Below are 25,819 nucleotides of genomic sequence, written 5' to 3' on the forward strand. Positions count from 1 at the left end.
ATCTTTACTCAAACGTGTGATGCCTTGTCATTTCAAAGCGATTTAAGATGTGATGCATTATATACACCGCACACAAGCTCAATAGTATTGCCACAGATACCGACGAAAAACGATACAGCGCGCTGTAAACCAGATCTTGCCCCGGCCCTAATGACTGGCCAAACAAAATACCAAATGTGGTGATAATACCAAAACCAACACCCGGAATACCGCCACCAATTATGTGATAACGACTAAAGATAAAGGTCAAAATCCACAGAATTAACGCAGGAAATATTAAAATATCGGTATGGTTATACAAAAATAACTGTGCCACTAACGCTAAGTTACAACCAATTAAGGTGCCTATAGCACGTTGCCATGCCGCCATACCTGCCGCTTTCCAGCACAACGAAAACAATATCAGTACCGAGGCCGCTTGAGCAGAGATTGAATCTTGTAAATCAAAGACCTGAAAAACAACGAATGACAAGGTAGCTACAGTTGAGCAAAGTAATACTTCATGACGCACACTTTCTTTTGCTTTTTCTGGCATTACCCGACCTTGGCGTGGTGCTACATCAGGAAATAAACCATGCATTAGCATCGAGAACACCACTGTGACCACAACGGCAACAGCGTTACTAATGATCAACGGATAAATACTCACTCCACTGCCAGTGTAGGTCGAAAAGTGCAATTGAATAGACAAACTCACCACCGTTGTGGCGCCAAATAAAAAATTAGCGCCACGGCTCATTTGATAAAACAAAAAAGCAAATGCGATAAAGCACATCATTGTCATAACAACAGGCAGGTGTGAAAACAAACCTTGTACAACCAATACGAACAGCGCACTGAACACCGCGCCTGCATAAAACTGACGAATAATATGCATGTTAAGCACAGGCACTAAACCGAGCAATAGCATAGGGTAAACAGTAAAAAAGATGCCATTAGGCCAGTTCATCAATTTTGCCAGTGTAAACCCTAGTGCTGAGCCCGTGGCAATACGTAGCGCTTGGCGCAAGCCATTACCATCGAGTTGCAATACTGACATAACTCACCCAGCTTTAGTAAATAAAGTGCAGAACACTAATGAAGCGAATTTGCATGCTTGCAAACCAGCTACCAATGCTTGAGTCAGGCAGAAGTTGCACAGTTGCACGCGCACCACTTGGAAATTTTGCCAGCATCTGGTGTTCATCTAGCTGAATATGGATACGTTGACGCTGTGCATCTCGTACCCAACGGTTGCTGCTTTCAGTGGCACTGAGTAAACCGTTAGCATTAAGCTGGCCATCACTCACACCCGCTTCAAAACTAACAATTTTGCCTGTAAACACTTTGCCCGGTAGCGCATCAAAGCTGACTTTTGCAGTACTACCAATTTGCACGTGAACTAAAGACTTTTCACGAAAATCAGCCACTAAATCAGCTTTATTAGCAACTATCGCCATTAACGGTTGGCCCTTATTAGCATAAGTACCCGGTGTTACCTGTAAGTTTGCTGTTTTACCGTCGGTATCGGCTGTCACTGTGGTGTACGACAGGTTTAGTTTCGCTTGTTCAAGCTGGTTTTGAGCATGACGAAGCGCTAAATTGTCATCCCCTATTTTACCGCGCGCTAATTTAGCCTCGCTAAGCTGGGCTTCAATTGCAGCTACATTCGCTTTGCTTGATTGATAGTTCGCATTAATTGTTTCGTACTCTTGCTCTGAAATAGAGCGCTTTTTCAATAGCGACTCACCGCGTTCAAACAGTAATGTTTGCTCATGCAGCTTAGCTTGAGCAGCTGCAAGCTGTGCTTCTATTGCCTTCACACTGCTATCTAAACGTTGGTTTTGTAGTTTTGCATCATCATATGCAAGTTCAGCTTGTTGCACGGCAAGCTCAAAAGGCTCGTCGTTAATCTTAAACAAGGCTTGCTGTTTTTCGACAGCTTGATTATTGGTGACAAGTACGTCAGTCACGCGACCACTTACCTGCGGGGTCACTTGTACAACCGGATGATACACACGGGCCTGCGGTGTGACAGGCATATACAAATCGGCAATCACAAAATATAAAAATAAAACAATAAAACCCGCTAAAGAGATTTTTACGTAACGGGCAAATTTTTGATCTGGTGTCATAACGTTACTTATCTCCTGAATAATGACGGATACACTGACGAGCATTCAGTTCCATCTGAATTAAACCATGCGCCATGGTATCGAGTTGCTCAGTGGTTAAGTCGGCATAAAGATGCTGTTTCACATCGGCAATAATCACCTGCAATGTGTCTAACAATTGTAGACCTTGCTCAGTGAAGTACAGACGTTTACTGCGTTTATCTTCAGCGTCAGCTTTGCGAGCAATAATCTCTTGTTGCTCAAGCTGCTTAATCGTACGAGTGAGTGAAGGCATTTCAATGCCTAAGCTATTTGCTAACTCTTGTTGTGTACAACCTTGGTTTAGATGAAACAGGTGCATCATCGCGGTCCAGCGAGATTGAGTAAGCCCCAAAGGCTCAACCGCCAAAGTGACAGCATCGCGACATAAACGATGCACACGGCCCATACTGCCGCATAATGTTAAATCAAGAGTTTCGTGAAAAGGGGGAGTGGAAGACATGATGCGCTCCATTTACTTAGCATGCTAAGTATTTTAGTGTAGTTAGCATGCTAAGTAAATATTAGTGCAATTAATAAAATAGATAGCTTTGTTCGATAAAAGCGAACAACTGCAAAAGTTATCTGCTAGATAACACTATTTAGCGATTAACTCTTTGATATGACTTTCATAGAGGTCTAATTTATCAGCAACAAAACCTGTGTGTTGGAACCGTACTATGCCTTCTTTATCGATTAAAAAGCTGCTCGGCATCCCTTTGAGTTGATATTGCTTGCCAATAACAGCGTCTGGGTCGTAAATAATATTAAAGTTCACTGCAAACTCAGTTAAAAAAGCATCGGCATCACTACGCTCAACATCAATGTTTACAGCAATCACTTTAAGCCCTTGCTGTTGATACTTGCTCTGCATGGCTATAAACCAAGGAAACGACCGTCGACACGGGCTGCACCAAGACGCCCAGAAATCGAGTAACACGACTTGCCCTTTGTATTGATTCAGTAGTTTAGACAATTGCTGCTGGCTGGCAGCTAAAGGAGGGCTCGAAAGACGCTCTGCCTTAGCAGCAGAGCTCGTAATGAAAAGAAATGCAATTAAGGCGTATTTGATCATTGATAATTTAACAAGTTCGCTGGTGAATATTGGTCAGTGAGCACCTTGGTATCCGCTGGCCAATCTTGATTACCCTTAGTATAAAACAAATGCTCGCTGAGTAACTGCAAATCAACGTCGTAAGGGCTTAACTTACTTGCTAGCTTGTTGGCGCGCTCAGTTAACTGTTGCTGGCTAGGCATAGTCTCGAAGCCAGCTAAAATAATACGATTAGAGTTTTCATCGGTCACAACATTCACAAAGTCACCAAACACATCGAAGTAAGTTGCCGACTCATGCTGGTATAACTTGCTTGATGAAAAGGTATTTGCAGCGACAATTCCGCCATCAGCTAAAACACTTTTTACTTCTGCAAAAAATTCCTTAGTGAGTAGATGTTCAGGGATATAATCGCCATTAAAGGCATCAAGAATAATCCAATCGTACTTTTGTTTTTTAAGTGCGGCGCGCTTAATGAAAATACGCCCATCTTGCACCTTAGACGTTACGTTATCGGTTTCTATAAAGTTAAAATAATCGCGGGCAACTTTTATCACCGCAGGATCAATTTCGACATTTTCGATATGAGCACTCGGGTAAAGCTCATGAATGGTATTAGAGAGTGAACCTCCCCCTAAACCTATGATCAGTACATTTTGAGGGTTATCAATAAATAGTAAGCTTGCGAACGTCATTTTGGTGTAATTAAACACCAGCTTTTTAGGCTTACTCTCATACATACAGCTTTGCGTACTTTTACGTGTTTTTTCGTTGAATTTTAAGCATAGTAAATCGCCAGACTTCTCCACTAAAATATTGCGATAAAGCGAGCGCTCTTTATGGATTACTTCTGCCAAACTGCTAAAGGGCAGGGTCATGATCAAACAAAGCATTAAGATTCTAAACATACAGCACGCTCCTTTGTTTTAATTTGACTAACAACAATTGCAAGCAAACCAAGCGCACCTAATACCGCTGCAAAGGTTTTAATGATGTCGTTAACATCAAACGCTAGCACCATATAAAAAGAGGTAATAATCGTGCCAAGGGCGCTTCCTAGGGTGCTCACAAAATACAAACCACCGGCAACCTGGCCACTTTTTTCATGATCGGTAACCAATAATCGCACTGAGTAAGGTGAGATCATGCCGAGTATTGTTGTAGGAATAAAAAACAACGCCGTTGATGCCAATAACGAGCCGTAGCGACTGTCTTCAATATGGGTGAAAATAAAGGTCATAATTGGCTCAGCAAACAATACAATTGGCACCACCATAATGCTTGCTACAAAGAAAATGAGTCCATATTTAGTTAACGAAGGATTGCGAGTAGAGAGCTTGCCGCCAAGTAAATAGCCGATAGATAAGCTCAACATAAAGACGGTGATAATACTGCCCCATATATGCACACTACTACCAAAATATGGCGCTAAAATTCGTCCGCCTAAAAGCTCAATTCCCATAATACAAAAGCCACTACTAAAGGCTAAAAAGTAGATAAGCGCATTGATTTTATTCATTAAACACCTGCTGATTTTGTTGTTATTTTACCCATCTTAACCTGATGCAGATAAGGATGCCATGACTGTTTTTTAGGCTGTAAAGGCCGTTGACAAAATATAGTCTTTTTAAAATAAATAATTAAAAAGGCTAGGTTAAAGTACACATGCTCTGGTATTTTACCGGGAACAAACTAACAAGGATAAATGCAATGGATCAGCAAGTAACGAAAATCAATATAGACAACCCTACGACCTTATTTGGCCTCAAAGTTCGCACCTGTAATATGAATGAAATGAGTGGTGAAGGTGCCAAAATCGCTGGCTTATGGCAGCAATTTTACACAGACATAGCGCCAAACTTAACGCCATCTAGCCAAGTTTATGGCGTTTACACTCATTATGAATCTGATGTCACAGGGGAGTTTGATGTGTTTGCGTGTACTGATCTGCAAGTCACGTCATCAGAGATAGAACAAACGACACTCGCCACAGGTAACTACCTTCGCTTTAGCGGCAAAGGGGCAATGCCACAAACCGTTATCGATGTTTGGGGTCAAGTTTGGCAGTACTTTAGTAATGAACAGTGCCCGCACATTCGAGCATATAAAACTGACTATGAGTTTTATAAAAACAGTGACGAAGTTGAGGTATTCATTTCGGTTGAATAACACTAAACCCATTTTTTAGTGTAAAGCCCCATTACAAAATAAGCCGCTTGTTGCGGCTTTGTTGTGTATATTAATTGGCGTATCTCAGCGCTAATTGCTCTGCTTTAGCATAGGCATTAGTCAAAGAGCGTTGGTGTCTTTGGTCGTTAAATTCTTGATACTCACAGGCTATTTCATCAATATGCTGAACACCTAAATACTTACTCAAGGTTTTAATGTGCGGCACTAAATGGCTCATACTCTCGCGTATACCACCTGCCTCAAAGCCAAACTCACCCGTTGAGGATATAACCAGCAAACGTTTACCAGTTAACAAGGGTTGCAAAGGGAAATCTCCCCGCTGCAAGTCAAAATCAAACGTTTTATTGATCCTAACGATTTGATCAAACCATGCTTTTAATTGTGCAGGCATGCCATAGTTATACATAGGCGTTGATATCACGATGGTATCAGCCTTAACCAACTCATTTATCAATTCATCTGATTCGGCCAGTACTTCTTTTTGCTCTAGCGTTAACTTATTGGCAGGCGTAAACACAGCACCAATCCAAGATTGATTAATAAATGAAGGTGGATTCATTCCAACGTCACGATAAATATACTCAGCTATAGCATTATTTTGCTGTAAGTGATTTACAAATTTCTTAGCAATATTTTTAGAGATTGAGTCGTGGTTAGGGTTTGCATTTTTAGCCGAACGTACACTAGCATCAATGTGTAATAGAGTGCTCATAAGTAAATACCTCATTAGTTAATGTGTTGGTATCATCAATAAATGAAGGCTATTTAACAAACGAGTTATTATTCACTATAAGTAAGTTATACTCATCTATAAATTTAGGTGGGTTCAACTATGCATATATCATTACAAGCTTTAAAAGCCTTTGAATCAGCTGCGCGATTAGGTAGCTTTAAAGCAGCCGCCGCTGAGCTTGCGATTACGCCTACAGCGGTATCGCACCACATTGCAAATCTAGAAAGCCGCTTGAATACAGATTTATTTCATCGCGAAGTGAGAAAGATTACCTTAACTCCATCAGGCGAGTACCTGAGTCAAAACACAACTAGCGGCTTTAAACTTATTTTTACGGCAATTGAACAATTGAGCCAAGCAAATAATCAAGTACGCATCACCACAACATCGTCTCTAGCAGCCCTAAGGTTAATACCCGCTTTAGATGAGCTAAATAGCGAAAAACCACATTTACAGCTCGATATATCAACCAGTGAAACTTTAGATAAGCAACTGCATACCTTGCCTGTTCGGCTAGGAAATAGTGAGGAAGTAAACAAAGCAGATATCATCAAATTTGAGCGCTTTGATATGTTTGCGGCAAACGCGCAACAAAGTGCCCCTTGGCTTGATAAACAGGTTACTTTATACACCAGCCAATGGAAAAATAATGCCCTACCAGCCCCACCATTAACGCAGTGGCTAAAAGTAAATAACCTAAGTGATTCATGTTTCAAGGTAAAAACATTCGATCAAGAGCTGTTTGGTATAAATCAGGTGCTCGCCAATAAAGGTGTAGTGTTTTGCTCAAAAACCTTAGTACAACCTTACCTAGATGCAGGGTTACTAACATCGTTTAATAACCAAGAAGTTGAATCAAAACTGTGTTACTACATTCCCGAAAAATCTCGCTTCGAAACATCAGCACATAAGACTGTGATTGAATGGCTTGAGCGGTTACTAACTTAAAAATGTAAAAGTAAACATCATTTAAATTATAAAGTTTTTAATGAACCATAAAAAGCAGCTAGAAACAGAGTTAGTTAATTGGTTTAACGCCTATTTGTAGCTTTGTTTTTCGTCATTACTGAGCCATATCAAAATGATTAAAAGCCCCATCTAGCGCACTGCGAACGGATTGTTTTGCGTTTTGTTCATGGTCAGCACCTTTGTTGATGTGGTGCTGCCAGATAAGGTCGTTTGGTGCATGCTTTTGAAGAGCATTCACTAAAGCATTGAATGCACCAGTTATGATTGGATTCTCATCACCACCTAATGTGACATAAAAATAGTGAGTGTTGCCTACTGTATTAGGTAAGTTTTTACTGAACTGTTTTACAACAACATTATCGTCATACCAAGCCGCTGGGCTAAAAGCAAAGTATGCATTAAATAACTCTGGTTTAGTAACCATGGTATATAACACAAAGCTACCTCCCGCTGAAAAACCTGTTAGCGTGCGCTGCCCGCTAATACGGTATGTTCCCTCTAAATAGGGTATTAGCTCTGTTTCAATAAACTTTAAAAACACATCAGCTTTACCAAATATTTCTCGTTGATTTTGGTTAATTGGGCGCGCTTCTATCGCCACATCCTTACGGGCGTAAGGTGGCACTAAATCACGATTTCGCGTGTCATGCCAAAACAGGTTCGGGATGGATACTAGAATAACCTCATGCATGTCATCAGTGCTTTCAAGAATACTTAAAGCGTCATCCCAAGTATCAAGGTTAAAGTTGCCGTCAGTTTTAATTATGAGCGGATAAGCTTTGTTAGGGTTGTAGTTTTTGGGCAAGCGAATGAAAACTCTGCGCATTTCTGAAAGCGCATTGGACTTGATATCTACATCAATAAAGCGTGAGCTATAATGCTGTTGGTATTTCACCGCGAAATACAAGCCTGTAGCTAGCAAAACAAATGTAATAAACCAAGCTAAATACTGAAATCTAAATTTTAGTAATGCCATTTTATAGCCTTAATAAATAACTTAATGACACTACTTCAATTACAAAAATTAGTTAATAAGACAATTGTAACAGAGTATTAGTTAACTCCTTTCACCGACTTGACTGTAATACAGGATATTCATTAGATAATCCAATAGCTCGTAACTACCATTGCTAGCACTGATAATTTACTTTAAACATTTGATAGCTTTCATCTAATCGCTATCTTGTGTAACGGGGGTTTACAGTTTGCATAAAAAAACCGCAGCTTAACCTCTAAGCTGCGGTATTTTTTATAGAGCATATTTACTTGTTAAGTAAATGCTTTTCGAAGAAGTTAGCCATCATAGTGTGATAGTGCAGGGTAGTGCCTTTACCTTCTCGTAGGCTGTGAGAACGGTTCGGGTAAGAGAAAAACTCGAACTGTTTATTGTGCTTAACTAATTCGTTAATTAAGCGCTCTGAGCCTTGGTAGTGAACGTTATCATCTCCTGTACCGTGGATCAGTAGCAACTTACCTTGCAGGTCTTTTGCAAAGCTGATCGGAGACGTGTTGTCGTAACTTTCAGGATCGGTATTTGGGTTACCTGCATAGCGCTCTTGGTAGATAGTATCGTACAAGCGAATATCTGGCACTGGGGCTGAGGCAATCCCAACTTTATATTTATCACCGTGGCGGAATAACAAATTAAGCGTTGAACTACCACCACCTGAGTGACCCCATACACCAACACGGTCGGTATCAATGACATCCCAACGTTTTGCCATTGCATCAAGGGCGTCAACTTGGTCACGTACGGTAATAGAGCCTATTTTTTTGTAGATAGACTTACGCCAATCTCTGCCTTTTGGTGCGCGCGTGCCGCGGTTATCAACTGAGGCAACAATAAACCCTTGCTGAGTTAGATACGACTTGTATAAGTAACTGTTACCTTCCCAGCGATCTTGTACTGTTGAGCCCCACGGCTCACCGTAAACATAGAAAACGATTGGGTATTTTTTACTTTTATCCATATTCGCTGGGAACATGATGTAGCCATCAAGCTCAACACCATCGCGCGCATTAACCGTAAAGAACTCGTGAGTCGGTAATTGCTCAGTCGCTAATTTCTCTTTTAATGCTTTGTTCTCAACTAAGGTTTTCACATTGCTGTGATCGCTTACTTTAATGATCTCTTTCATTGGTGGGGTGCCAAATTTAGAGAAAGTATGCATTGCCCAAGAGGTATCTTTAGACATGTAATAACTGTTTGAACCATCAAATGACGCTGGCGTTACGCGCACCGGTTTAGAGCTGCCATCAAGCGAGGTACGGAATAAATATCGCTGGCCTGGATCATCCGGTGATGCAGTAAAGTACATAACGTTTTTATCTTCGTTGAGCGCTAACATATCAATGATGTCGTAATCGCCCGGTGTTAAATCGACTATCGTTTTACCATCGCGAGATACACGGTACAAATGGCGCCAGCCATCACGCTCACTGTGCCAAATAAAGAACTTACCGTCTTTTGACCAGTTTGCTTTATAAAACCATTCAATAAAGGCATCGTCTTTATCTTCAAGAATTTTAGTCAGCTGCTTTTTTTGCCAGTCGAATAACCAAACCTTGTTGTGGCTTTGCGGACGGTTAAGATCTTGGATCATCAAAGATTCACCAGTGCCTGCCCAGCTAATACGTGGAATATAACGATCGCGATTATCACCACCTAGTTCAGCCCAACGGGTTTTCTTGTCATTAAGACTAACCACACCCACTTTAACCGCTGAGTTCATCTCGCCGGCTTTTGGATACGGAAACTCTTTAAGGGTAGGGTAGAGATCATCGGTGTTATTGATCATGGTGAAGTATTTCACGCCACTGGTATCAAGCTGCCAATAGGCAATTGATTTGTTGTCTGGACTCCAGCGGAAACCATCACGAATAGTAAATTCTTCTTCGTATACCCAGTCAAAATTACCATTAACAATGGTGTCGTTACCATCAGTGGTTAAGGCAGTCACAGCCTTGCTACCCACTTTTTCCATGTAGATATTGTTATCACGCACGTAAGCTACTTTTGAGCTATCAGGTGAGAACTTAGCAAACATCAGCTTTTTCGCTTCGATGTTTTCGCCACCTAACTGATATAGCGAATCAGTTTCGAGGTTTAAAAGCCAAAAATCACCACGGCTACGTGAGCGCCACACTTGCTCGCCATTGCTAAAAACCATCAGCCATTTACCATCTTTAGACCATTGGTAGCTTTCAACGGTGAGTGGCTCTTTATCACCTTTGGGAATTAATTTTTCGTAGCTAACAAGTACCTTACGACCCGTGCCATCGGCGTTATAAAACACAATATCATTGCCTTTTACGCCGTGCTCATCGTCTTTAGCTTTGTCGTCTTGGTTGTTTTTATCGCTTTCGCGACCTTCAAGTACCGTATAACCAGTACCATCATCGAGCCACGTAAAATAGGTGCTACGCTCAGCTTTAAAGTCTTTTTCTTTATAAATTTGTTCAAGCGAGAGCGGATTAGCCGTTGCGTTCACTGTTGCTGATGGCGTGCTCGCTTGCTCTGTACTTGAGCATGCTTGCAAACCTAAACCCGCAACCACAGCAAACGCAAGGGTTGATGTTTTTATTAAGTTCATTTTGTTGTTCCTAGGTTTTAACTTACCTAGCGTACCAAATTAGATGAATAAAATCTGAGCCTTTATCGTGTTATCTGGGGGGTTGAACTTAAACTTAATCGTCCCACAAGAACATACTGGCTTGCTTATTGGCAATACGTAGTTCGTAGATATCACTACAAGGGCGTATCGCCGCACCATAGCAAACATGTAACGGCAATAAGTGCTCTTCACGAGGGTGACTAAAACGCGCCGCAGGGGCCATTTGCCATTCTAATAACTTAGCTTGTCGCTGCTGTTCACTCAGCTCAGTATTGCCACAGACATCGACTAACCATTGCTCAAAAGCCATATTTTGCGCTTTAATTTCAGCTGTTTCAGGGGTGAAAAATGCGCGCATATTATGAAAAGTAAAGCCAGAACCAATGATCAATAAATTATCGTAATCAAGCTGTTGTAAAGCCTCACCTATCGCTAGGTGTAAGTTTGGCTCAAGGCTTGGATGTAACGACAATTGCACACAAGGTATATCTGCCTCTGGATACATAATCTTCAAAGGCACATACATACCGTGATCAAAGCCACGAGATGGGTTTAAAGTGCTATCGATATTAGCCTTTGCCAATGCTTGATGTACTTTTTCGGCAAGGGCTGGTTCACCTGGGCTTGGGTACTCAATACTGTAAGCAGGCTCAGGAAAACCATAGTAATCATAAATTAGCTCAGGAGCAGCGCTCGAAGTGATGCTAATTGGGTTCGCTTCCCAGTGCGCACTCACCATCAAAATAGCTGACGGCTTTTGAATTTTTGCAGCAATAGACTGCAAACAAGTAACCATATCAGCATGACTTGGATCGCCAAGTAAAGGCATAGGACCGCCGCCATGTGAAACAAATAAAACGCGTGGCTTTTGCATAAATGTACTCCTTAAATGCAGTAATCACTATAGTGCACGCACAGAGGTAGAATAACTAGCGACAAAAACGCACAACTAGGGTGTGAATTTACACACCACTAGTTTGTAAGTACTAACTTAAATGCCAAGCTACGTTCATAGCCGGGACTTGCCCTTTTAAGCCACCTTCGAGAGGTTCTTTGCACAGTAATGTTAGTTGATAAAAAGCATCGTAGTGCTGATGTAGCTCATCGGCGACCACACTAAACGGCGGACCCGAAAACTCACTTTGCTGATACTCAAAGACCACCACTAATTGTTTAGCTCTATTGGTTAATTCAAGTAAATGCTGGGTATAGCGAATGCGCATGGGCTTTGGCAGCGCAACTAAGGCAGCACGGTCATAAACCGCGTTGATAGTGCCAAGTTCATTCGCGGTAAGTGCAAAAATATCACCTACCCAAACGGTTAGATTTGCGCCTTGATAACGTAATAGTTCGCCGTGTTGGCTAATTTCGGGTTCTAGCTTTAACTCATCAAATAACTGCTTAATGGCTATCTCACTAAGTTCTGCCCCAACAACACGCATACCTTGCGCGAGCAAATAATGAATGTCGTGAGTTTTTCCGCACAGTGGCACAAAAACAGTATCGCCTTGCTGTAAATTTAAGTTAGTAAAAAACTGATCTAGATAACGGTTAACGTCTCCTTCATGAAAACCAATTTCGTTATTTTCCCAACGTTGATGCCAATGCTTTGCGTCCATTACTTACTCCTAAATAAATTGAATGAATTGAGCTGATAAATATATTCCGACACCAAAAAGTAGGTGAGTTACAGCACTTTTTAAGCGGGCTTGAAGTGGGTTTGCTGTTTTCGTAGCCATTATCCCCATCCCTAAAGCGGGCTGCATAACAAAAAATGGCATAGATACACTAGCTAATCCAAATATACATGCAGCAATTAAGGTGGGCTGTTCAAGCCAAGCAATACCGACCAGTAATATAAATAGAAACGAAAATAAAACACCAATAAAGTAGTGTAAACACCAGCCAAACACGCACTCAAAATGCTTAGCAGGGCTGCTTGTTATATTCTGGTGCATAAACTTTCCAGCTAATAACCCCAAGCCCCAACGGCCAACTAAACAAAGGTTTAATGACGGTATCTTAAACACTTTAGCCAGCAGAAAAGCATAAAGATCAATGAACAAAGTCGCCGCTATGCCTACAAAAGTTATCACATAAATATCATTAACACTCATAATTAGATGCTCTTAAATGATTTAATAAAAGACATGATATCTAATTGCAAAAATGCTAAAAATAGCAAGATAAACAAACTATGATTGCATAAATGAGAACATGATTGACGATATTGCCCTATTCATACAGATTGTTAAACAAGGCGGCCTAAGTAATGCGGCTGAGAGCTTGTCGTTACCTACCGCGACAGTGTCGAGGCGCTTGCAACGGCTTGAGCAACGCCTAGGCGAGCAGCTTTTAAATCGCTCAGCAAGGCAATGCACGTTAACACAAGCAGGAGAGGTATATTTTCAAAGTTATGTTGAATTAATTGAGCAGTTTGAACAAACTCACCGCCAGCTCAATGATCAAAAAGCACAATTATCAGGAAAGCTTAAAGTTTTAGCACCTCTGAATATTAGTCATGGTTTCTTAAAGCCGATGTGGCTCGCATTTACTAAACAGTACCCTGATATTCAACTTGAGTTATTGCTTAATAATAAACTTGAAGATCTGAGTAAAAGCCAAGCTGATCTAGCAATAAGAGTCGGGCCGCAGGCTGATTCTATGCTCCATCAGAAAAAGTTAGGCAGTGTTGATACCTTATTTGTAAGCACTAAAGTATACCTTAATTCGGCATCTGCCATAGAAGAGCCTGCTGATTTAAAACAACATAGATTAATTGGTACCACGTTGCGAAATAAGTGGCAGCTAACCAATACACAAACGAATGCAACTTATACTCACATGTGCCGATTTGCTAGTACTTTTAACGATACTGGATTTGTAAAATACTTAGTTTGTGATGAGCAAGGTATCGCCTTGTTACCTCGGTTTGAGGTTATAGATGAATTAAAATCTCAGCAGCTAGTTCAAGTACTGCCACACTGGCGAGGGGAAAACCGCGACATTAATGCTATCTGGCCAAGCGCACGTTTACTGAGTAAAAAGGCTGTATGTTTAAAACAGTTTATAACCGACTACATGGCTGAGAAATTATAACGTCTGCCATTTATATTCCATCTGTTTAGCAGTTAGTAGGGCGTGTTCGTAACTAATAAACTCAGCGACTAATGCTAGGCTCATATCAATGCCTGCAGAAATCCCCCCAGAGCTGATAAACTTACCGTCGGTGACCCAACGAGTTTCTGCAATCACGTTGAGATCAGAAAACATAGCAGCCAGCTCAGGTTGATCTTGCCAATGAGTCGTGACATTTTTACCGCTTAAAAGCCCAGTTTTAGCAAGCAAAAACGCCCCCGTACAAACACTCGCAACACGCTTGGTGTTAGTGACTGTGTGTTTTAACCAAGTAATAACCTCTACTTTTTCCAGCTCTCGTGTATGGTCACCCCCAACCACAACAAGCAGATCAAGCAAAGGGCAGTCAGCAAAGCTGTAATGGGGGTTTACACTATAACCGCCGCGGGCAAGAACAGGACTATCATTTTCAGCAATTAAACTCACTTGCCAGTCATTATTCGCTAGGCGCTTAGCCGTACTAAACACCTCAAACGGACCTGAGAAATCGAGCACTTCGGCATCATCATAGATGTAAATTCCAATATTCATACAATTGTTCCTATTATGTGGATTTATTTCTCAAGTAAAAAAACGTACTATGCCATTTTTGCAGTTCGTTAATGACAAATTATTAAATTGCGCACTGTATACAAACAAAACTTCAAGGCATTGTTAATGCGTTTTTTATTATTATTGAGCGTGCTGCTGGTTGGTTGTAAAACAACACAGCAAAGCGTTGCTGAAATTAGTGAAGTATCGCCGGGCACTATTTATTTTCACGGCAAAACATCAAAGCAAAATGTTGAAAAGTTTGAACAATTATTAGTAAATAGCGATCAACAAATCAACACCTTAATAATTAATAGCCAAGGTGGTGATGTGATGGCAGGTCTCCATTTCGGAGGCTTAGTTCATGAATATCAACTCAATGTTGTAGTGCGTGAGCTTTGTGCATCCTCCTGCGCCAATTATGTCGTTACTGCAAGTCCACATGTCCTCGTTGAAGCACAAGCCGTTATTGGCTGGCATGGCGGCTCATTACAGCCATTATACGTGCCCATGGAGCAGCCGCCCGAGGTAGCTAGTTATATAGCTAAATGGCAAACTGCAGAGCGACAATTTTTCGATATCATCAATGTTGAACAAGCGGTTACTATCATAGGGATGATGCCAGGTATTACCGAGAAACGTGATGCGGCTATTTATAGTTACGACGCCCAAACCCTGAAACGTTTAGGGTTACATATCGAGTTTGCAGGTGCGCAAACGGGGATGTCAGCAAGTGGTGAAAAAATCGCGCAGGTATTCGAGCTTGAAGAGTCTGTACTTAACCACTTTTTGATGCTCAACGATATTGTTTCAGCAGAACTTATTAACTAATAAAAAGCCAACATGACGTTGGCTTTTTATTAGTTTTGTTGGCTAAGCCAAGAGTGGATTTGTTTAGCACTTCTTGGTGACACTATTTCAGCACGACGTTTTAACTCTTTATGCCACGCCAGATCATTTAAAGCCGCATCACTTAATGGTGCATTTCTATCTGTGTTTTTTAGCACATAATAGGCATCTGCAACATCCGCAAGGCTAATACTATTGCTTGTAGCAAAGCGTTTAGACATTGACGCTAACGGCTTATTCAACGAACTATTAGCCGATAAAGGGATCAAGCTGTCCGCAGGGTATGATGATGCAAGACCATCGTTTTTCATCGCAGGCCAAACAGTGTATGTGGAGCCCGGTTTTTGCTGCTCAAGTAATGCAATAACAGAACTAAAAGGCGAAGCTTGATTGCTTATAACTATCGGCTTTTTAAACGTGTGAAATGCACCAAAGAGTAAGATTGCACGGCGCTGCTTAGCGACAACATGCTGATTTATAGCCTCTAAATAGCCAGTTTCACGGCTACGCTCTAGCTTTTGCCAATCCTCTTTAGAGAGGGTTTGCCAGTTCATTGCAGGCTCAGCAAGGACGAGACGAACTTTATGTTCACGGGTGCTATTAAGCTGTTTTAACTTTAAAACTAATTGCTCATAAACATCATATTGCCATGCCATAAAATACAAGGTGTCGCGCCAAATGTGCCTTACGTCATCAATGCTTATATTCTGTTTGCTCAACAAATATTGATCAGCTAAATCTTGATACCGCGCATTGCCAAATTCAACGACAAGATCATCAAGCTGCTGCCAGTTACTAGGCTCATCTAAGTATTTTATAAGCCTAGTAACAACATGCTCGCCGCCATGAACATCACCAATCGCAACGAGTTTATTAGCGTGTAACGCTTTATTAAGTTGGCTGTCGTAATCATAATTTGCAGCTTTGACAGTACTTGCAAAACATACAGATGCCAAAACAACAAACCCGATACGCTTTAAAACCTGCATATTAATCTAACTCTAATTGGGCTTTTTCAACAGTTTCCGTGGGTAACTCTTTTTGAACAGAAACCCCCAACTCTTTGAACTCAGAGGCCTGCTTAATCAAGTTTCCTTTACCACGATACAACTGAGAAAACGCTTTATCATAGCTTTCTTTGGCGCGGTCTAACTGCTTACCAACCCCTTCCATACTGGTTAGGAAACCATTGAGCTTGTTGTAAAAACGCTCAGCACGGGCGGCAAGCTCTTTTGAGTATTTAGTTTGCTCTTCAAAACGCCACAGTTGTTTTACGATATTCAAGCTAGTCAATAAGGTCGTTGGCGTAGCAACTAAAATGTTTTTTTCGATTGCTTGCTGATAAATATCACTTTGGTACTTAAGCGCTTCAACAAATGCTGACTCTATTGGTACAAACATGATCACCACTTCTGGTGAGTTAATACCCGGTAGTCTGTCGTAGGCTTTGCTTGCTAACTCGTTTATACGTGATTGCACCGCCATAACATGCTCTTTTAGCGCTTGCTGCGCCTCAAGCTCTGTATCGGCATTTACATAGCGTGTATACGCGTTTAAAGAGGTTTTAGCATCGATAACTAAATGACGTTGCTGAGGCAAATACACCACAACATCTGGTCGTAAACGGCCATCTTCGGTGTTAAACGATACTTCTCGCTGATAATCTACTCCAGCACGCAGCCCAGCGCTGTCGAGTACATTTTCAAGCATTAACTCACCCCAATTACCTTGGGTTTTCTTTTGCCCTTGTAATGCGGTGCTCAGCCTATCAGCTTGTTCGGTGATGGCTTGGCTTTTAGCCTGTAAATGCAATAACTCAGTTTTTAGCGCTGCACGCTGCTTTAGATCTTCGACGTGGATCAATTCCATCTTATCGCGAAAGCCTTTTAGCTCACCCTGAACAGGTTTTAATAGTTGCTCAATACTTTCTTGATTTAAGGTTTTAAAACGTTGCGATTTTTCTTCAAGGATTTGATTAGCGAGATTTTCAAACTCTTTTTTGAGTTGCTCTTTGCTTTCTTTGATATGGCTAAGCTGCTCTTTAAAATGCAGTTCTTTTTGCTCAACTGTGCTTCGTAAGGTACTTAAATCAACATCGCGCTGATTAAGTGCAGCTTTTGTATCAGCAAGCTCAGCTTCGACCTTGCGCCAAAACTGACTATATTGTTGTGCTTGTTTTTCTTGTTCTACAAAGCGGGTTTTAAAGTGTTGAGACTCATCACGTTGTTCTGCGTAATCTTGCTGTAACTGCGAAAGTGTAAGCTGGCTTTGTTCAAGTTGCAGCTGCTTTTGTTCTAAATGATTTTGCAGGATTTGCTGGCTATTTTGAAGTTCGGTTAACTGATTTTTTAAGCGACTATTTTGTAGGGCAAAAATAACACCACTTGCAACAGCACCTACAGCAGCACCAAGCACACCACTTTGCCAATTAATCTGTGCAATTAGCTCTGTAATCATAATGAAAACTCAATAACTTAAAGACACATCATCATAACGAATTAGCGCTCAGCAGAGTAGGGGGTTTAGGCATAAAAAAAGCCAGCTCAAGGTGAGCTGGCTCTAACATTACTAAAATTTAGTAACCAAATGGGAAATCAACATAATGCTTATGTAAACTGCAATTTAACAACAAGCATAATAATAGACGCCCCAAAATTTGATTAGTTCAAAAAAACTTTAAAAAAATTTAATTTTTTATCAGTGCAAGCATTTGCTCTTCATCAAACTGAGTAAAACTCATTGATTTCTCGGTAAATAATGCATCAACAAGGGCTTGTTTATGCTGCTGCATTTTAAATACTTTTTGTTCGATTGAGTTAGCCATAATCAATTTATAAACAAACACAGGGTTAGTTTGGCCAATACGATAGGCACGATCTGTCGCCTGTTTTTCAACGGCAGGGTTCCACCAAGGATCAAAATGAATCACTGTATCGGCTTGAGTTAGGTTTAATCCGGTGCCGCCGGCTTTAAGGCTGATTAAGAATACGGATGTATCACCTTGAGTAAACTCTTCAATTACACGGTCGCGATGTCGCGTTTGCCCTGTAAGCATACTAAAGCGGATGCCAAGTTCATTTAATCGCTCAGCTATCACATCAAGTGCCATGGTGAATTGACTAAATATAATCACCTTACGTCCTTCGCTAAGCATAATAGGCAAATGCTTTGATAACCACTCAAGCTTAGCACTGCCAGCCTGTGAACTAGGATCGATCAATTTTGGATGACAGCAGATTTGTCTTAGCTTTAATAATGCATCTAAAAAGGCAAGCTTACTTTTTTGCACACCTTGCTGCGCAAATAGGTCAACTAATTTCTGTTCTAAAGATTCAGTGATACCGGTGTAAATTTCTTTTTGTTTGCTCTCAAATTCAAACTCTTTAACTAGCTCAGTCTTCTCTGGGAGCTCTTGCGTTACCTGAGCTTTAGTACGACGCAAGATAAATGGCATGATCAACGATTTAAGTTCATCTGCACGGACAACATCGTTATCACGCTCTATAGGCGTTTGAAAATAACTCTTAAAATGTGTTTGCGAACCAAGCAAAGAGGGCATTGCAAAGTCGAGCAAAGATTTAAGCTCAAATAAGTTATTTTCAATAGGCGTGCCGCTTAAGCAGAGCTTAAAGTCAGCATTAAGGCGCTTAACTAACCGCGAAACCTGCGCGGCATCGTTTTTGATATATTGCGCTTCATCAAGAATGATGTTTTCAAAATACAGCGGCGAATAAAAGGCAATGTCACGTTTCAACAGTGGGTACGTGGTTAAGATACAATCTGCTTGCGACAACTGTTGTAATTGGTCGCTGCGCGCAGCACCGAAGACGGTGGTGATTTTTAAGTTGCTCGCAAACTTATTGATTTCGCTTTGCCAATTACCGACCAAGCTGGTTGGGCAAACAATTAACGTGGGGCCTGCTTGTGGTGATTGCTTAGCATTAGCTAAAAAGGCAATAACTTGTAAGGTTTTACCTAGCCCCATGTCATCAGCCAAAATACCACCAAGTTGATGACGTTTTAAAAAGTTAAGCCAATCAACACCGTGTTGTTGATACTCACGTAATTGCACACCAGAATTTAAGCCTTGAATATCGGACTTTTTAATAAGCTGTTGCGAGCTATTCAGTTCAGATAAATAAGCATCGAGTGCATCGTCAACAATATTAACCTTAATTGCTTTTTGCTCGATAAGCTTAGGCAAAAACGACAAAGGCATTAAGATTTCGTCACGGGTTTTAATATGCTCAAAACGTTCACGATAATCATTAAGCTGCATCATCGCGGCCTTTTCAACCACAGCAAAGCGTTTTCCTACAGTAAAGTAATAAAAGCGCTCACTTTGTCGATTAAGCGATTGATAGGTATTGTTATCAGTGACAAACAATTGCTGAGTTTTGACACCAGAGATCACGATTTTACTAACTATCTGATGACCTTTACCTCGCTCAACTTGCAGTGAAAGTTGTTTTAGAACTTTGCCTACGTCTAACTCATCATTAATTTTCCAACCGCGTTTTAATAAGTTTGGAATTATTTCAAACTTTAACCAGTGCTCATGAATAACTGATTGTTTATTAAAGATAAAGTCAGTTTGTAAAGCCCCTTTACATAATTCAAAACCAAGGTTAGTTAATTCATTTACAACGGTGTTTTCTAATGACTGGTTTAATATATCAGCTGGCGCCTGGCTTAAATCATACAAAGAGTTTTGATAATTAAACTGCAATCCTAAGCGGATTGTGCCCTCGTCATTATTAATACTGATGACAGGGAATACAGTTCGAGCTAGGCTTTTTTTGCTTTCCTTAAATGCATGAGGGATCACACCTTCACCAAAATTATCATTGAGCTGTTGATAAACGCGATCAAAGTTCTCTGTGTGAATAGCAGGCATATTGGCTAGTAACGCTATTTCATCGGCTGTTAACGGAGTACGAATTCGGCCCACTTTTAGTTTTTCAGGGTCAAGGTAAGTAGGGGGGGTTGTTTTTAACAATAACCAATTATCTTGACCAGCAAGCGTCATGCTCAATGATGTTAAGTCTTTGTTTTGTTTCCAATCAAACTCTAACGCTTGCATACTGTCAGCTTTAATTGCTTGGCGCGAACGGCCTAAAAACAAACGCTGGGTGGCAATTAATTGCTGTAGTGCTGCAAAGCCCCATTGACCTTTAAGCTCCAGTTTTCCAAGGGCATTTTGAGAACGGATCCAGCTATATAAACGAAAATCCGATTCTAATAAATCAGTGGGGGTTACAAAACTATTTAATTGCTGCTCGGTAAGGTTACGACCAAGCGTATAGTTATGCTCAGGATCGTAATTAGCAATTTTAGGAGTAAGGGTTACAACAGACTTCTCTACATCAAGGACGAATAATAAAACCTGTTTGGCATTGTCACTAGCAACTTGCTTAAGCGTTTTTAGCTCACTAAACCAATCATTAATGATGTAATCTTCGCCATAGTCACCTGAATGTTCAATTTTCAGCTTTAGGAGCACAGCCGCAATATGACGGCATTTGGTTTTAGAGCCACAAGTACAATGCGAATCGACCGAAAAGCCACTTGGTAATTTGCTGATCTCAATATGCTGAGTGAAGGTATTTCCTTCGTTACCAAACATAGATGCATCAATAACACTAAAATCACTGTTATGTTCTAACCAATTGATTTGGCCGTTCTGGTGATACTCTTTTGCTTTACTTAACACATGTGGCTTAAACAGCTGTTTAATGAAGCGCTCAGACAGAGGAAACTGAGTTTCTTGCTCTTGTTTGATTTCTTCAAAGATAGCTAATAAGTCATTTTTGGATAAGTTAGCAGACATAACGCTTTTGACAGTAAAAACAAAAAATAATTCTGCCAGTATATGATCTATCGGCCCAGAGCTAAAGCACTATTGGGCAATATTGGACTGGTTGGAGCTGATTAGTTAGTAAAAAAGTGCTTTATAATAAAATCAAAGTTGAAAAGTGACATACTGAGCATTTAACAAACAACAATCGCACAAGATATAAACAGGTTAATAACAAGGAAGGGGCTTTACAGATCGATTTTTTACTAAGCAAACAAATTTACAGGGTAACAGAACTGTAAAGGGGCGATTAGTTGGTAAAAAACTGATCTGAGAGTGTAAGAATGACCAAATTAGCCAACCAAAGATCACTATTTTACTAACGAAAGGGGAGGGGAGATCACGCTTTTACTAACTGTAAAAGCGTGAGAGATCATTATTTTACTAACTAATTAAAGCTATTTAACAATTTAGTTAGCTGCTCTAAGCGTTTGTCTGTCATCACTTTATTATCGATTTTGACAGATAAATCACCGCTTTTAATATTACGCTGTACGCTAACAAACTCACTGTCGATAAGTGCTTCACGACGGCTAGGCGCTGCTGGTTCAGCAGTTAATAGCTTAGTAATTGCCAGAGCGCGTTTATCATCGCTGCTGATTTGCGCTAATTCGCTATCACTACTAACGTCATTTACAAGCTTGGTAAACAACTGCTCATCTCGTTCTTTGGCACTAATAAGCTTTTTAGCTACTTCACGGCCAACATGATTTGCTGTTGGGTAAAGGCTTAAAACCTCTGAAGGTAGGTTCTCATACGCTTTGATAGCATCAGCAATAGCTGTGTGTGATACCCCCTCAATTGCCGCAATCTCACGATAAGAGCCTTTTTTACCTTCAGCAATAAGCTCATCACGGGTTTGTTGATACGCTTGACCAAGCTCCCATAGGCTCGGGGCAATGTATTGATCAGATGATACAGCAAGTATTTTAGCATCTTGATCTGTAAAGTCTTCCGAGCTTAAAACTAAGTAATCAGAATTGCTTAAAATACATGCTTTACGACGACGAGAGCCTGCTAATACAAGCATTTCGTCACCTTTATCCCAACATAGGGCAGGGTGCTGATTACGACCGTCTTCGGCAATTGCAGGTAGGATATCGGCAACTGACTTTTCATTTAATAATGATTGCACACGGCGGTTTTTACCATAAACTTTTGTTTTAGCTTCAATTTCTGAACTTGGGATAACCTTACACACCAAAGTAATTTGACGAGTAGGATCACTTGGAGCAGGCATACTGATAACATCACCAGCAGAAGCCTGTTCTAGCAAAGCATCTAAACTACTGCTTTCGATAGACGTTGAAAAAGGGTCTAAGCTGGTATCGTTTTTACGTTTTTTAGCCATTTTTATTAATTACCTTACTTAGCTGAATTTAGCGTTGATTGAGTTGACTGCCAATTAGAACGGATCAACATTTCTAGTTCATCAACCACATCTTTGATATTTTCTTGCGCACGAAGTAGTGACTCACGACTAGCTAAGCTGTCTGACGTTTTTTGATCAAAAATAGTATTAAAAGAAGATGAGCTGGCGGTAATGGCTGAACTATGATTGATTGGGTAACTCATTACTTGACGACCAAATGCACTACGAACATCTTTAACAATATCGCGCTGTGAATGGTTACCCTTAACATAATTAGTCACTAAGAATTGCATGAAATCCCAACCTTGGTGGCCAAGCGCAGCAACTGTATGGTAAATCTCGCCTAATCGTTTTAAGTATTTATTGTTTGCATCAAAGTCTACAGCTTCAGGATGAACTGGAATAAGCATCGAGGTAGAAGCCATTAATGCATTATAAAACATAAAGTTAAGAGAAGGGGCTGTATCAATTAGAATAATATCGAATTGATCTTTTACCGGTTCAATTACTTTTTCGAGCAATTTATGATAGTGGCGTGTTTTATCGTAACTAGAGCTATCTTTTAATAAAGTTGCTGTTTCATGCTCAAAATAAAAGTCATCCATGCCTGAAGGCAATATACGGATATTAGGTATATGAGTAGCTAAGAAAGAGTTAGTTACTAACTCATCCCAGGTTTCGTTTTCATCGAGTTCAATACAGTCACGCATTAAGTCACCAACAGTGATTGGATCTGGTTCACTAGGCGGGAAAAAGCTTGATGAAGAACCTTGTGGATCAAGGTCAATGATACCAATTCTGTATCGTTTAATGTTGGTAGTAGCAAGTGCAGCGGCTATGTTCACCATGCTGGTCGTTTTACCACAACCACCTTTTAATGAGTTAATAACGATAACTTGTAATTTATCATCAACGGTACGGTGATCTGGCTTTATATCCATGATATCAGCCATAGCAAAAATATTTACCAAGGTATATGCGTAGTGACCATTAGCACCACGTTTGATATTTAGTTCATCAAAGTCACCATTATCATGACGTCGTTTCAAGGTGCGATTATTACAGCCTAATAAGTCAGCGGCTGCTTTTTGCGTGTAAGTACGAAGTTCTTTTTCTTCAGACTTTAAATGGGCACGATAATGTTGAATACGTCCTTCTAGCGATTTTTCAGCAACTTCTGCTGTCGCTTTTAGTAACCTGTAAGTGGCTAGCGCATTATTATTGATAGACATACTTTCTTCCTCAAAGTTATGCTTTAAGTATAATGTCCATTCAAATTGCTGTAAACAAGTATTTAAGACGACATACCTTTTATTTATAAGACATTTAATAAAAATTTGTAACTTTACTGATGCTAAGTATAAATAAGTAAGTTTAATATCGGTTAAGTATATAGGTATATAAGGTTAAGATGCTAAAATAGTGAAATATATTACTGATTTTATTGAATATTTACTAAAAAGCCAGATCGTGTTTTTACTTGGTAAAGATCAGATCTATAATGACTCGCAGATCAGCATATTACTAAGCAAAAAATGAGCTTTCGACTTATGCACAGCTTAGTCACTGCTTTACACACAAAAATGCTTGTGTAGATCAAACTTTTACTAACTAAATTATAAAGTTATACACTGAGAGGATAACTAAAATGCTCAATAAGTTGGTATGGATCTGATCTATAGTTGGTACAGATCAGATCTATGCTAACTAAAGAGCTGTTTATCCACATGCTGTTTTAAAAAAGCAATTTTTGTCGTGTTAATTTGCTTTAAAAAGGTGATTAACAGGACATAAATTGAACTGAGTTAGTAAAATTGCGACCTATCAACTATAACTTAGTAAAAATCTGATCTGAAAATCAGCAATTACGAAACAGTTAGTATAAAACTGATCCGAAGAAATAAATTATGATCGGATCAAGTTTATACTAACTTAAACATTTAACTTTTGAAGTTTTATGTGTTGTTATTAACTGTCGAAGAAAAATTGGAAATAAGAACAATGAGCCGAAAGGTCAACATCTCGGTAGATAACTTACCCGATACATTACGCGGGCAGATCCACGGGGTGGAAAGTGCAATAGATAATGAAAGTCTTGCACTATTTACAGACAACAAAGATGTGCGTGTTTCAATTGAAAATGCTGCACATGGTTTGAGAGCTTACTCAAATACATTTAATCATTATGATTTATGGGGACGTTTTGTCCGTTCTGGTCATAAGAAGCTTCCGGTTGAAGAAGCACCAAAGAAAACCATCGTCACAAGAAGAATCTCTGAAAAAGTAGACGGCATTCTTTATGATGGCGAAATCAAAATTACACCTGCGGTAGTAAGCACAAGAAAAGATGGTGAAGATGTTGAATATCTTGTTTGGCCATCTGATCGAGAAGAAAAAGTCGAACGTGCCTTAATTCGTTTAGCCTCTAAAGGTAAAATTGTAAAAATCAATTTTAAGTCTGGCATTCAATACGCAGTTGTTTTTTCAATGAATGAATTAGCGCAAGAGCTGAAAGCTGTTGGTCAGTCGATGCCTTATCCGCAAATCAAAGAATCATTAGAAGCATTACAAGGTTCTAAACTTTCTTTTAAATATTCAGCAACAGATACGCGTAACTCTGATATTGATGACTCATTTTACGAATCAAACATGAACTTTTTATCGTCACTTCATTTTAGTGGAAAAAAAGGTCAAGGTGGTAACGTAAAATGTGTAGCTTGTTTGAATGCCTTCGTTCATAACATGATCGATAACCTTGAATACAAAGGTTACTACTTTAATAGTGCTCAAGAATTAAAACGTGGTTTATCTCGTTGGATGATGCTTCGTTTATATCATTTATGGCGTTATGCGGCACCGGGTAAGACCTACCATTTCCGACTATTATCGATTATGGAAAAATATGGCTCTATTTATTCAACAGACGAAATTACCGAGAATAAATTAAAAGCTTTGCGTCGTGATATGACTACGACAATGAAAGACTTAATTGAGAAAGGTGCAATCTCTGAATATAACATTACCAATGTCAAAGATGACAAAACGGGTAATATTATTGATTACACATATGAAATGCATCCATCTGATCAATTTTGTGATGAGATTCTTACGCTTAATAAGCATAATAAACGAATCGAAATTCAAGGTGGGAAACGCATTGTTGAGAATGCGGTATTAATTGATGAAGATAAAATTGAAGAAATAGTCGAAGACTAATTTCTTTTATACTTACTATATACAAAAGGCCACATATGTGGCCTTTTTAACATAATCAATCTGTCACTTGTTCTAAGTAAAGTCTATCAACTAAGAAATCATATTCTCTTTTTCGAGGGTGGCTTTCAGGTTTTTGATAATCAGTTAATGTACCCAGTTTTACA

At 39.9% G+C, this 25,819-nt stretch carries 23 protein-coding genes and 1 pseudogene; 5 read left to right on the forward strand and 19 right to left on the reverse strand.

The genetic code is table 11. The features are described 5' to 3' along the window. Positions 1 to 4: 4 nt before the first annotated feature. The 6 genes from JIG37_RS05315 to JIG37_RS05340 all read right to left on the reverse strand — a co-directional run bounded on the left by JIG37_RS05315 (position 5) and on the right by JIG37_RS05340 (position 4,705). The gene (locus JIG37_RS05315) at positions 5 to 1,039 is read right to left on the reverse strand and encodes a DUF2955 domain-containing protein (RefSeq protein ID WP_138599757.1); all 1,035 of its coding nucleotides are present in this window, start codon (positions 1,037 to 1,039) and stop codon (positions 5 to 7) included. A 13-nt stretch (positions 1,040 to 1,052) separates the two neighbouring features. Next, positions 1,053 to 2,114: an HlyD family secretion protein gene (locus JIG37_RS05320; RefSeq protein WP_138599758.1), complete on the reverse strand. Its 1,062-nt coding sequence runs from the start codon at positions 2,112 to 2,114 to the stop codon at positions 1,053 to 1,055. Between the two features lie 4 nt (positions 2,115 to 2,118). Beyond that, positions 2,119 to 2,595, reverse strand: coding sequence for a MarR family transcriptional regulator (locus JIG37_RS05325; RefSeq protein ID WP_199528861.1), 477 nt, complete (start codon positions 2,593 to 2,595; stop codon positions 2,119 to 2,121). 135 nt (positions 2,596 to 2,730) lie between these two features. Beyond that, positions 2,731 to 3,207, reverse strand: coding sequence for a TlpA disulfide reductase family protein (locus JIG37_RS05330; protein ID WP_082389267.1), 477 nt, complete (start codon positions 3,205 to 3,207; stop codon positions 2,731 to 2,733). Then, complete coding sequence (locus JIG37_RS05335; protein WP_199528862.1) at positions 3,204 to 4,094, reverse strand: fused MFS/spermidine synthase; 891 nt, start codon at positions 4,092 to 4,094, stop codon at positions 3,204 to 3,206. The genes JIG37_RS05330 and JIG37_RS05335 overlap by 4 nt, the downstream gene beginning before the upstream one ends. After that, positions 4,079 to 4,705 carry a fused MFS/spermidine synthase gene (locus JIG37_RS05340; RefSeq protein WP_054553353.1) on the reverse strand — a complete coding sequence of 209 codons (627 nt, stop codon included), beginning with the start codon at positions 4,703 to 4,705 and terminating at the stop codon, positions 4,079 to 4,081. Before JIG37_RS05340 ends, JIG37_RS05335 begins: the two co-directional genes overlap by 16 nt. Positions 4,706 to 4,896: 191 nt before the next feature. On the opposite strand from JIG37_RS05340, the gene JIG37_RS05345 reads away from it, so the two are divergent. Continuing rightward, positions 4,897 to 5,355, forward strand: coding sequence for a GyrI-like domain-containing protein (locus JIG37_RS05345; RefSeq protein ID WP_199528863.1), 459 nt, complete (start codon positions 4,897 to 4,899; stop codon positions 5,353 to 5,355). 70 nt (positions 5,356 to 5,425) lie between these two features. Here the strand turns inward: JIG37_RS05345 and JIG37_RS05350 are convergent, their stop codons facing one another. Beyond that, positions 5,426 to 6,088 carry an NAD(P)H-dependent oxidoreductase gene (locus JIG37_RS05350; protein WP_199528864.1) on the reverse strand — a complete coding sequence of 221 codons (663 nt, stop codon included), beginning with the start codon at positions 6,086 to 6,088 and terminating at the stop codon, positions 5,426 to 5,428. Positions 6,089 to 6,208: 120 nt separating this feature from the next. On the opposite strand from JIG37_RS05350, the gene JIG37_RS05355 reads away from it, so the two are divergent. After that, positions 6,209 to 7,057, forward strand: coding sequence for a LysR family transcriptional regulator (locus JIG37_RS05355; RefSeq protein ID WP_199528865.1), 849 nt, complete (start codon positions 6,209 to 6,211; stop codon positions 7,055 to 7,057). 115 nt (positions 7,058 to 7,172) lie between these two features. Here JIG37_RS05355 and JIG37_RS05360 read toward each other — a convergent pair whose 3' ends face one another. From JIG37_RS05360 to JIG37_RS05380, 5 genes are all read right to left on the reverse strand, one after another. Further along, positions 7,173 to 8,054 carry an alpha/beta hydrolase-fold protein gene (locus JIG37_RS05360; RefSeq protein ID WP_199528866.1) on the reverse strand — a complete coding sequence of 294 codons (882 nt, stop codon included), beginning with the start codon at positions 8,052 to 8,054 and terminating at the stop codon, positions 7,173 to 7,175. Positions 8,055 to 8,340: 286 nt separating this feature from the next. Further along, a complete protein-coding gene (locus tag JIG37_RS05365) occupies positions 8,341 to 10,671 on the reverse strand; it encodes a S9 family peptidase (protein ID WP_199528867.1) in 2,331 nt (776 codons plus the stop codon). A gap of 94 nt (positions 10,672 to 10,765) precedes the next feature. Beyond that, positions 10,766 to 11,566: a class III extradiol ring-cleavage dioxygenase gene (locus JIG37_RS05370; protein ID WP_199528868.1), complete on the reverse strand. Its 801-nt coding sequence runs from the start codon at positions 11,564 to 11,566 to the stop codon at positions 10,766 to 10,768. 112 nt (positions 11,567 to 11,678) lie between these two features. Then, positions 11,679 to 12,311: a thiopurine S-methyltransferase gene (gene tmpT / locus JIG37_RS05375; RefSeq protein WP_054553346.1), complete on the reverse strand. Its 633-nt coding sequence runs from the start codon at positions 12,309 to 12,311 to the stop codon at positions 11,679 to 11,681. A 9-nt stretch (positions 12,312 to 12,320) separates the two neighbouring features. Next, positions 12,321 to 12,809 carry a DUF2938 family protein gene (locus tag JIG37_RS05380; RefSeq protein WP_199528869.1) on the reverse strand — a complete coding sequence of 163 codons (489 nt, stop codon included), beginning with the start codon at positions 12,807 to 12,809 and terminating at the stop codon, positions 12,321 to 12,323. Between the two features lie 100 nt (positions 12,810 to 12,909). Here JIG37_RS05380 and JIG37_RS05385 point away from each other — a divergent pair, with 100 nt between their 5' ends. Continuing rightward, positions 12,910 to 13,791 (forward strand): LysR family transcriptional regulator, encoded by an 882-nt coding sequence (locus tag JIG37_RS05385; protein WP_199528870.1) that lies wholly within the window; start codon positions 12,910 to 12,912, stop codon positions 13,789 to 13,791. Here JIG37_RS05385 and JIG37_RS05390 read toward each other — a convergent pair. Next, positions 13,786 to 14,361 carry a DJ-1/PfpI family protein gene (locus JIG37_RS05390; protein WP_199528871.1) on the reverse strand — a complete coding sequence of 192 codons (576 nt, stop codon included), beginning with the start codon at positions 14,359 to 14,361 and terminating at the stop codon, positions 13,786 to 13,788. The genes JIG37_RS05385 and JIG37_RS05390 overlap by 6 nt on opposite strands. Positions 14,362 to 14,487: 126 nt before the next feature. Here JIG37_RS05390 and JIG37_RS05395 point away from each other — a divergent pair, with 126 nt between their 5' ends. Further along, the gene (locus JIG37_RS05395) at positions 14,488 to 15,192 is read left to right on the forward strand and encodes a hypothetical protein (protein ID WP_199528872.1); all 705 of its coding nucleotides are present in this window, start codon (positions 14,488 to 14,490) and stop codon (positions 15,190 to 15,192) included. A gap of 29 nt (positions 15,193 to 15,221) precedes the next feature. Here the strand turns inward: JIG37_RS05395 and JIG37_RS05400 are convergent, their stop codons facing one another. The 5 genes from JIG37_RS05400 to JIG37_RS05420 form a co-directional block, all read right to left on the reverse strand. Further along, on the reverse strand, positions 15,222 to 16,199 hold the full coding sequence (locus JIG37_RS05400; RefSeq protein WP_199528873.1) for a hypothetical protein: 978 nt from the start codon (positions 16,197 to 16,199) through the stop codon (positions 15,222 to 15,224). Position 16,200: 1 nt separating this feature from the next. Continuing rightward, positions 16,201 to 17,667, reverse strand: coding sequence for a DNA recombination protein RmuC (gene rmuC / locus JIG37_RS05405; RefSeq protein ID WP_199528874.1), 1,467 nt, complete (start codon positions 17,665 to 17,667; stop codon positions 16,201 to 16,203). A gap of 229 nt (positions 17,668 to 17,896) precedes the next feature. Beyond that, positions 17,897 to 21,040, reverse strand: coding sequence for a DEAD/DEAH box helicase (locus JIG37_RS05410; RefSeq protein ID WP_199528875.1), 3,144 nt, complete (start codon positions 21,038 to 21,040; stop codon positions 17,897 to 17,899). Between the two features lie 415 nt (positions 21,041 to 21,455). After that, entirely contained in the window at positions 21,456 to 22,418 is a 963-nt protein-coding gene (locus tag JIG37_RS05415) for a transcriptional regulator (RefSeq protein ID WP_138617231.1), read from the reverse strand. A 14-nt stretch (positions 22,419 to 22,432) separates the two neighbouring features. Continuing rightward, positions 22,433 to 23,671 carry an AAA family ATPase gene (locus tag JIG37_RS05420; protein ID WP_199528876.1) on the reverse strand — a complete coding sequence of 413 codons (1,239 nt, stop codon included), beginning with the start codon at positions 23,669 to 23,671 and terminating at the stop codon, positions 22,433 to 22,435. A gap of 769 nt (positions 23,672 to 24,440) precedes the next feature. Between JIG37_RS05420 and JIG37_RS05425 the strand changes: the two genes are divergently transcribed. Further along, positions 24,441 to 25,655 carry a hypothetical protein gene (locus JIG37_RS05425; protein ID WP_054553336.1) on the forward strand — a complete coding sequence of 405 codons (1,215 nt, stop codon included), beginning with the start codon at positions 24,441 to 24,443 and terminating at the stop codon, positions 25,653 to 25,655. 55 nt (positions 25,656 to 25,710) lie between these two features. Here the strand turns inward: JIG37_RS05425 and JIG37_RS22635 are convergent. Further along, positions 25,711 to 25,819, reverse strand: a pseudogene (locus JIG37_RS22635) (DNA replication terminus site-binding protein); the annotation flags it as partial.

The organism is Pseudoalteromonas sp. bablab_jr010 (assembly GCF_016464105.1).
Taxonomy (GTDB): Bacteria; Pseudomonadota; Gammaproteobacteria; order Enterobacterales; family Alteromonadaceae; genus Pseudoalteromonas; species Pseudoalteromonas simplex.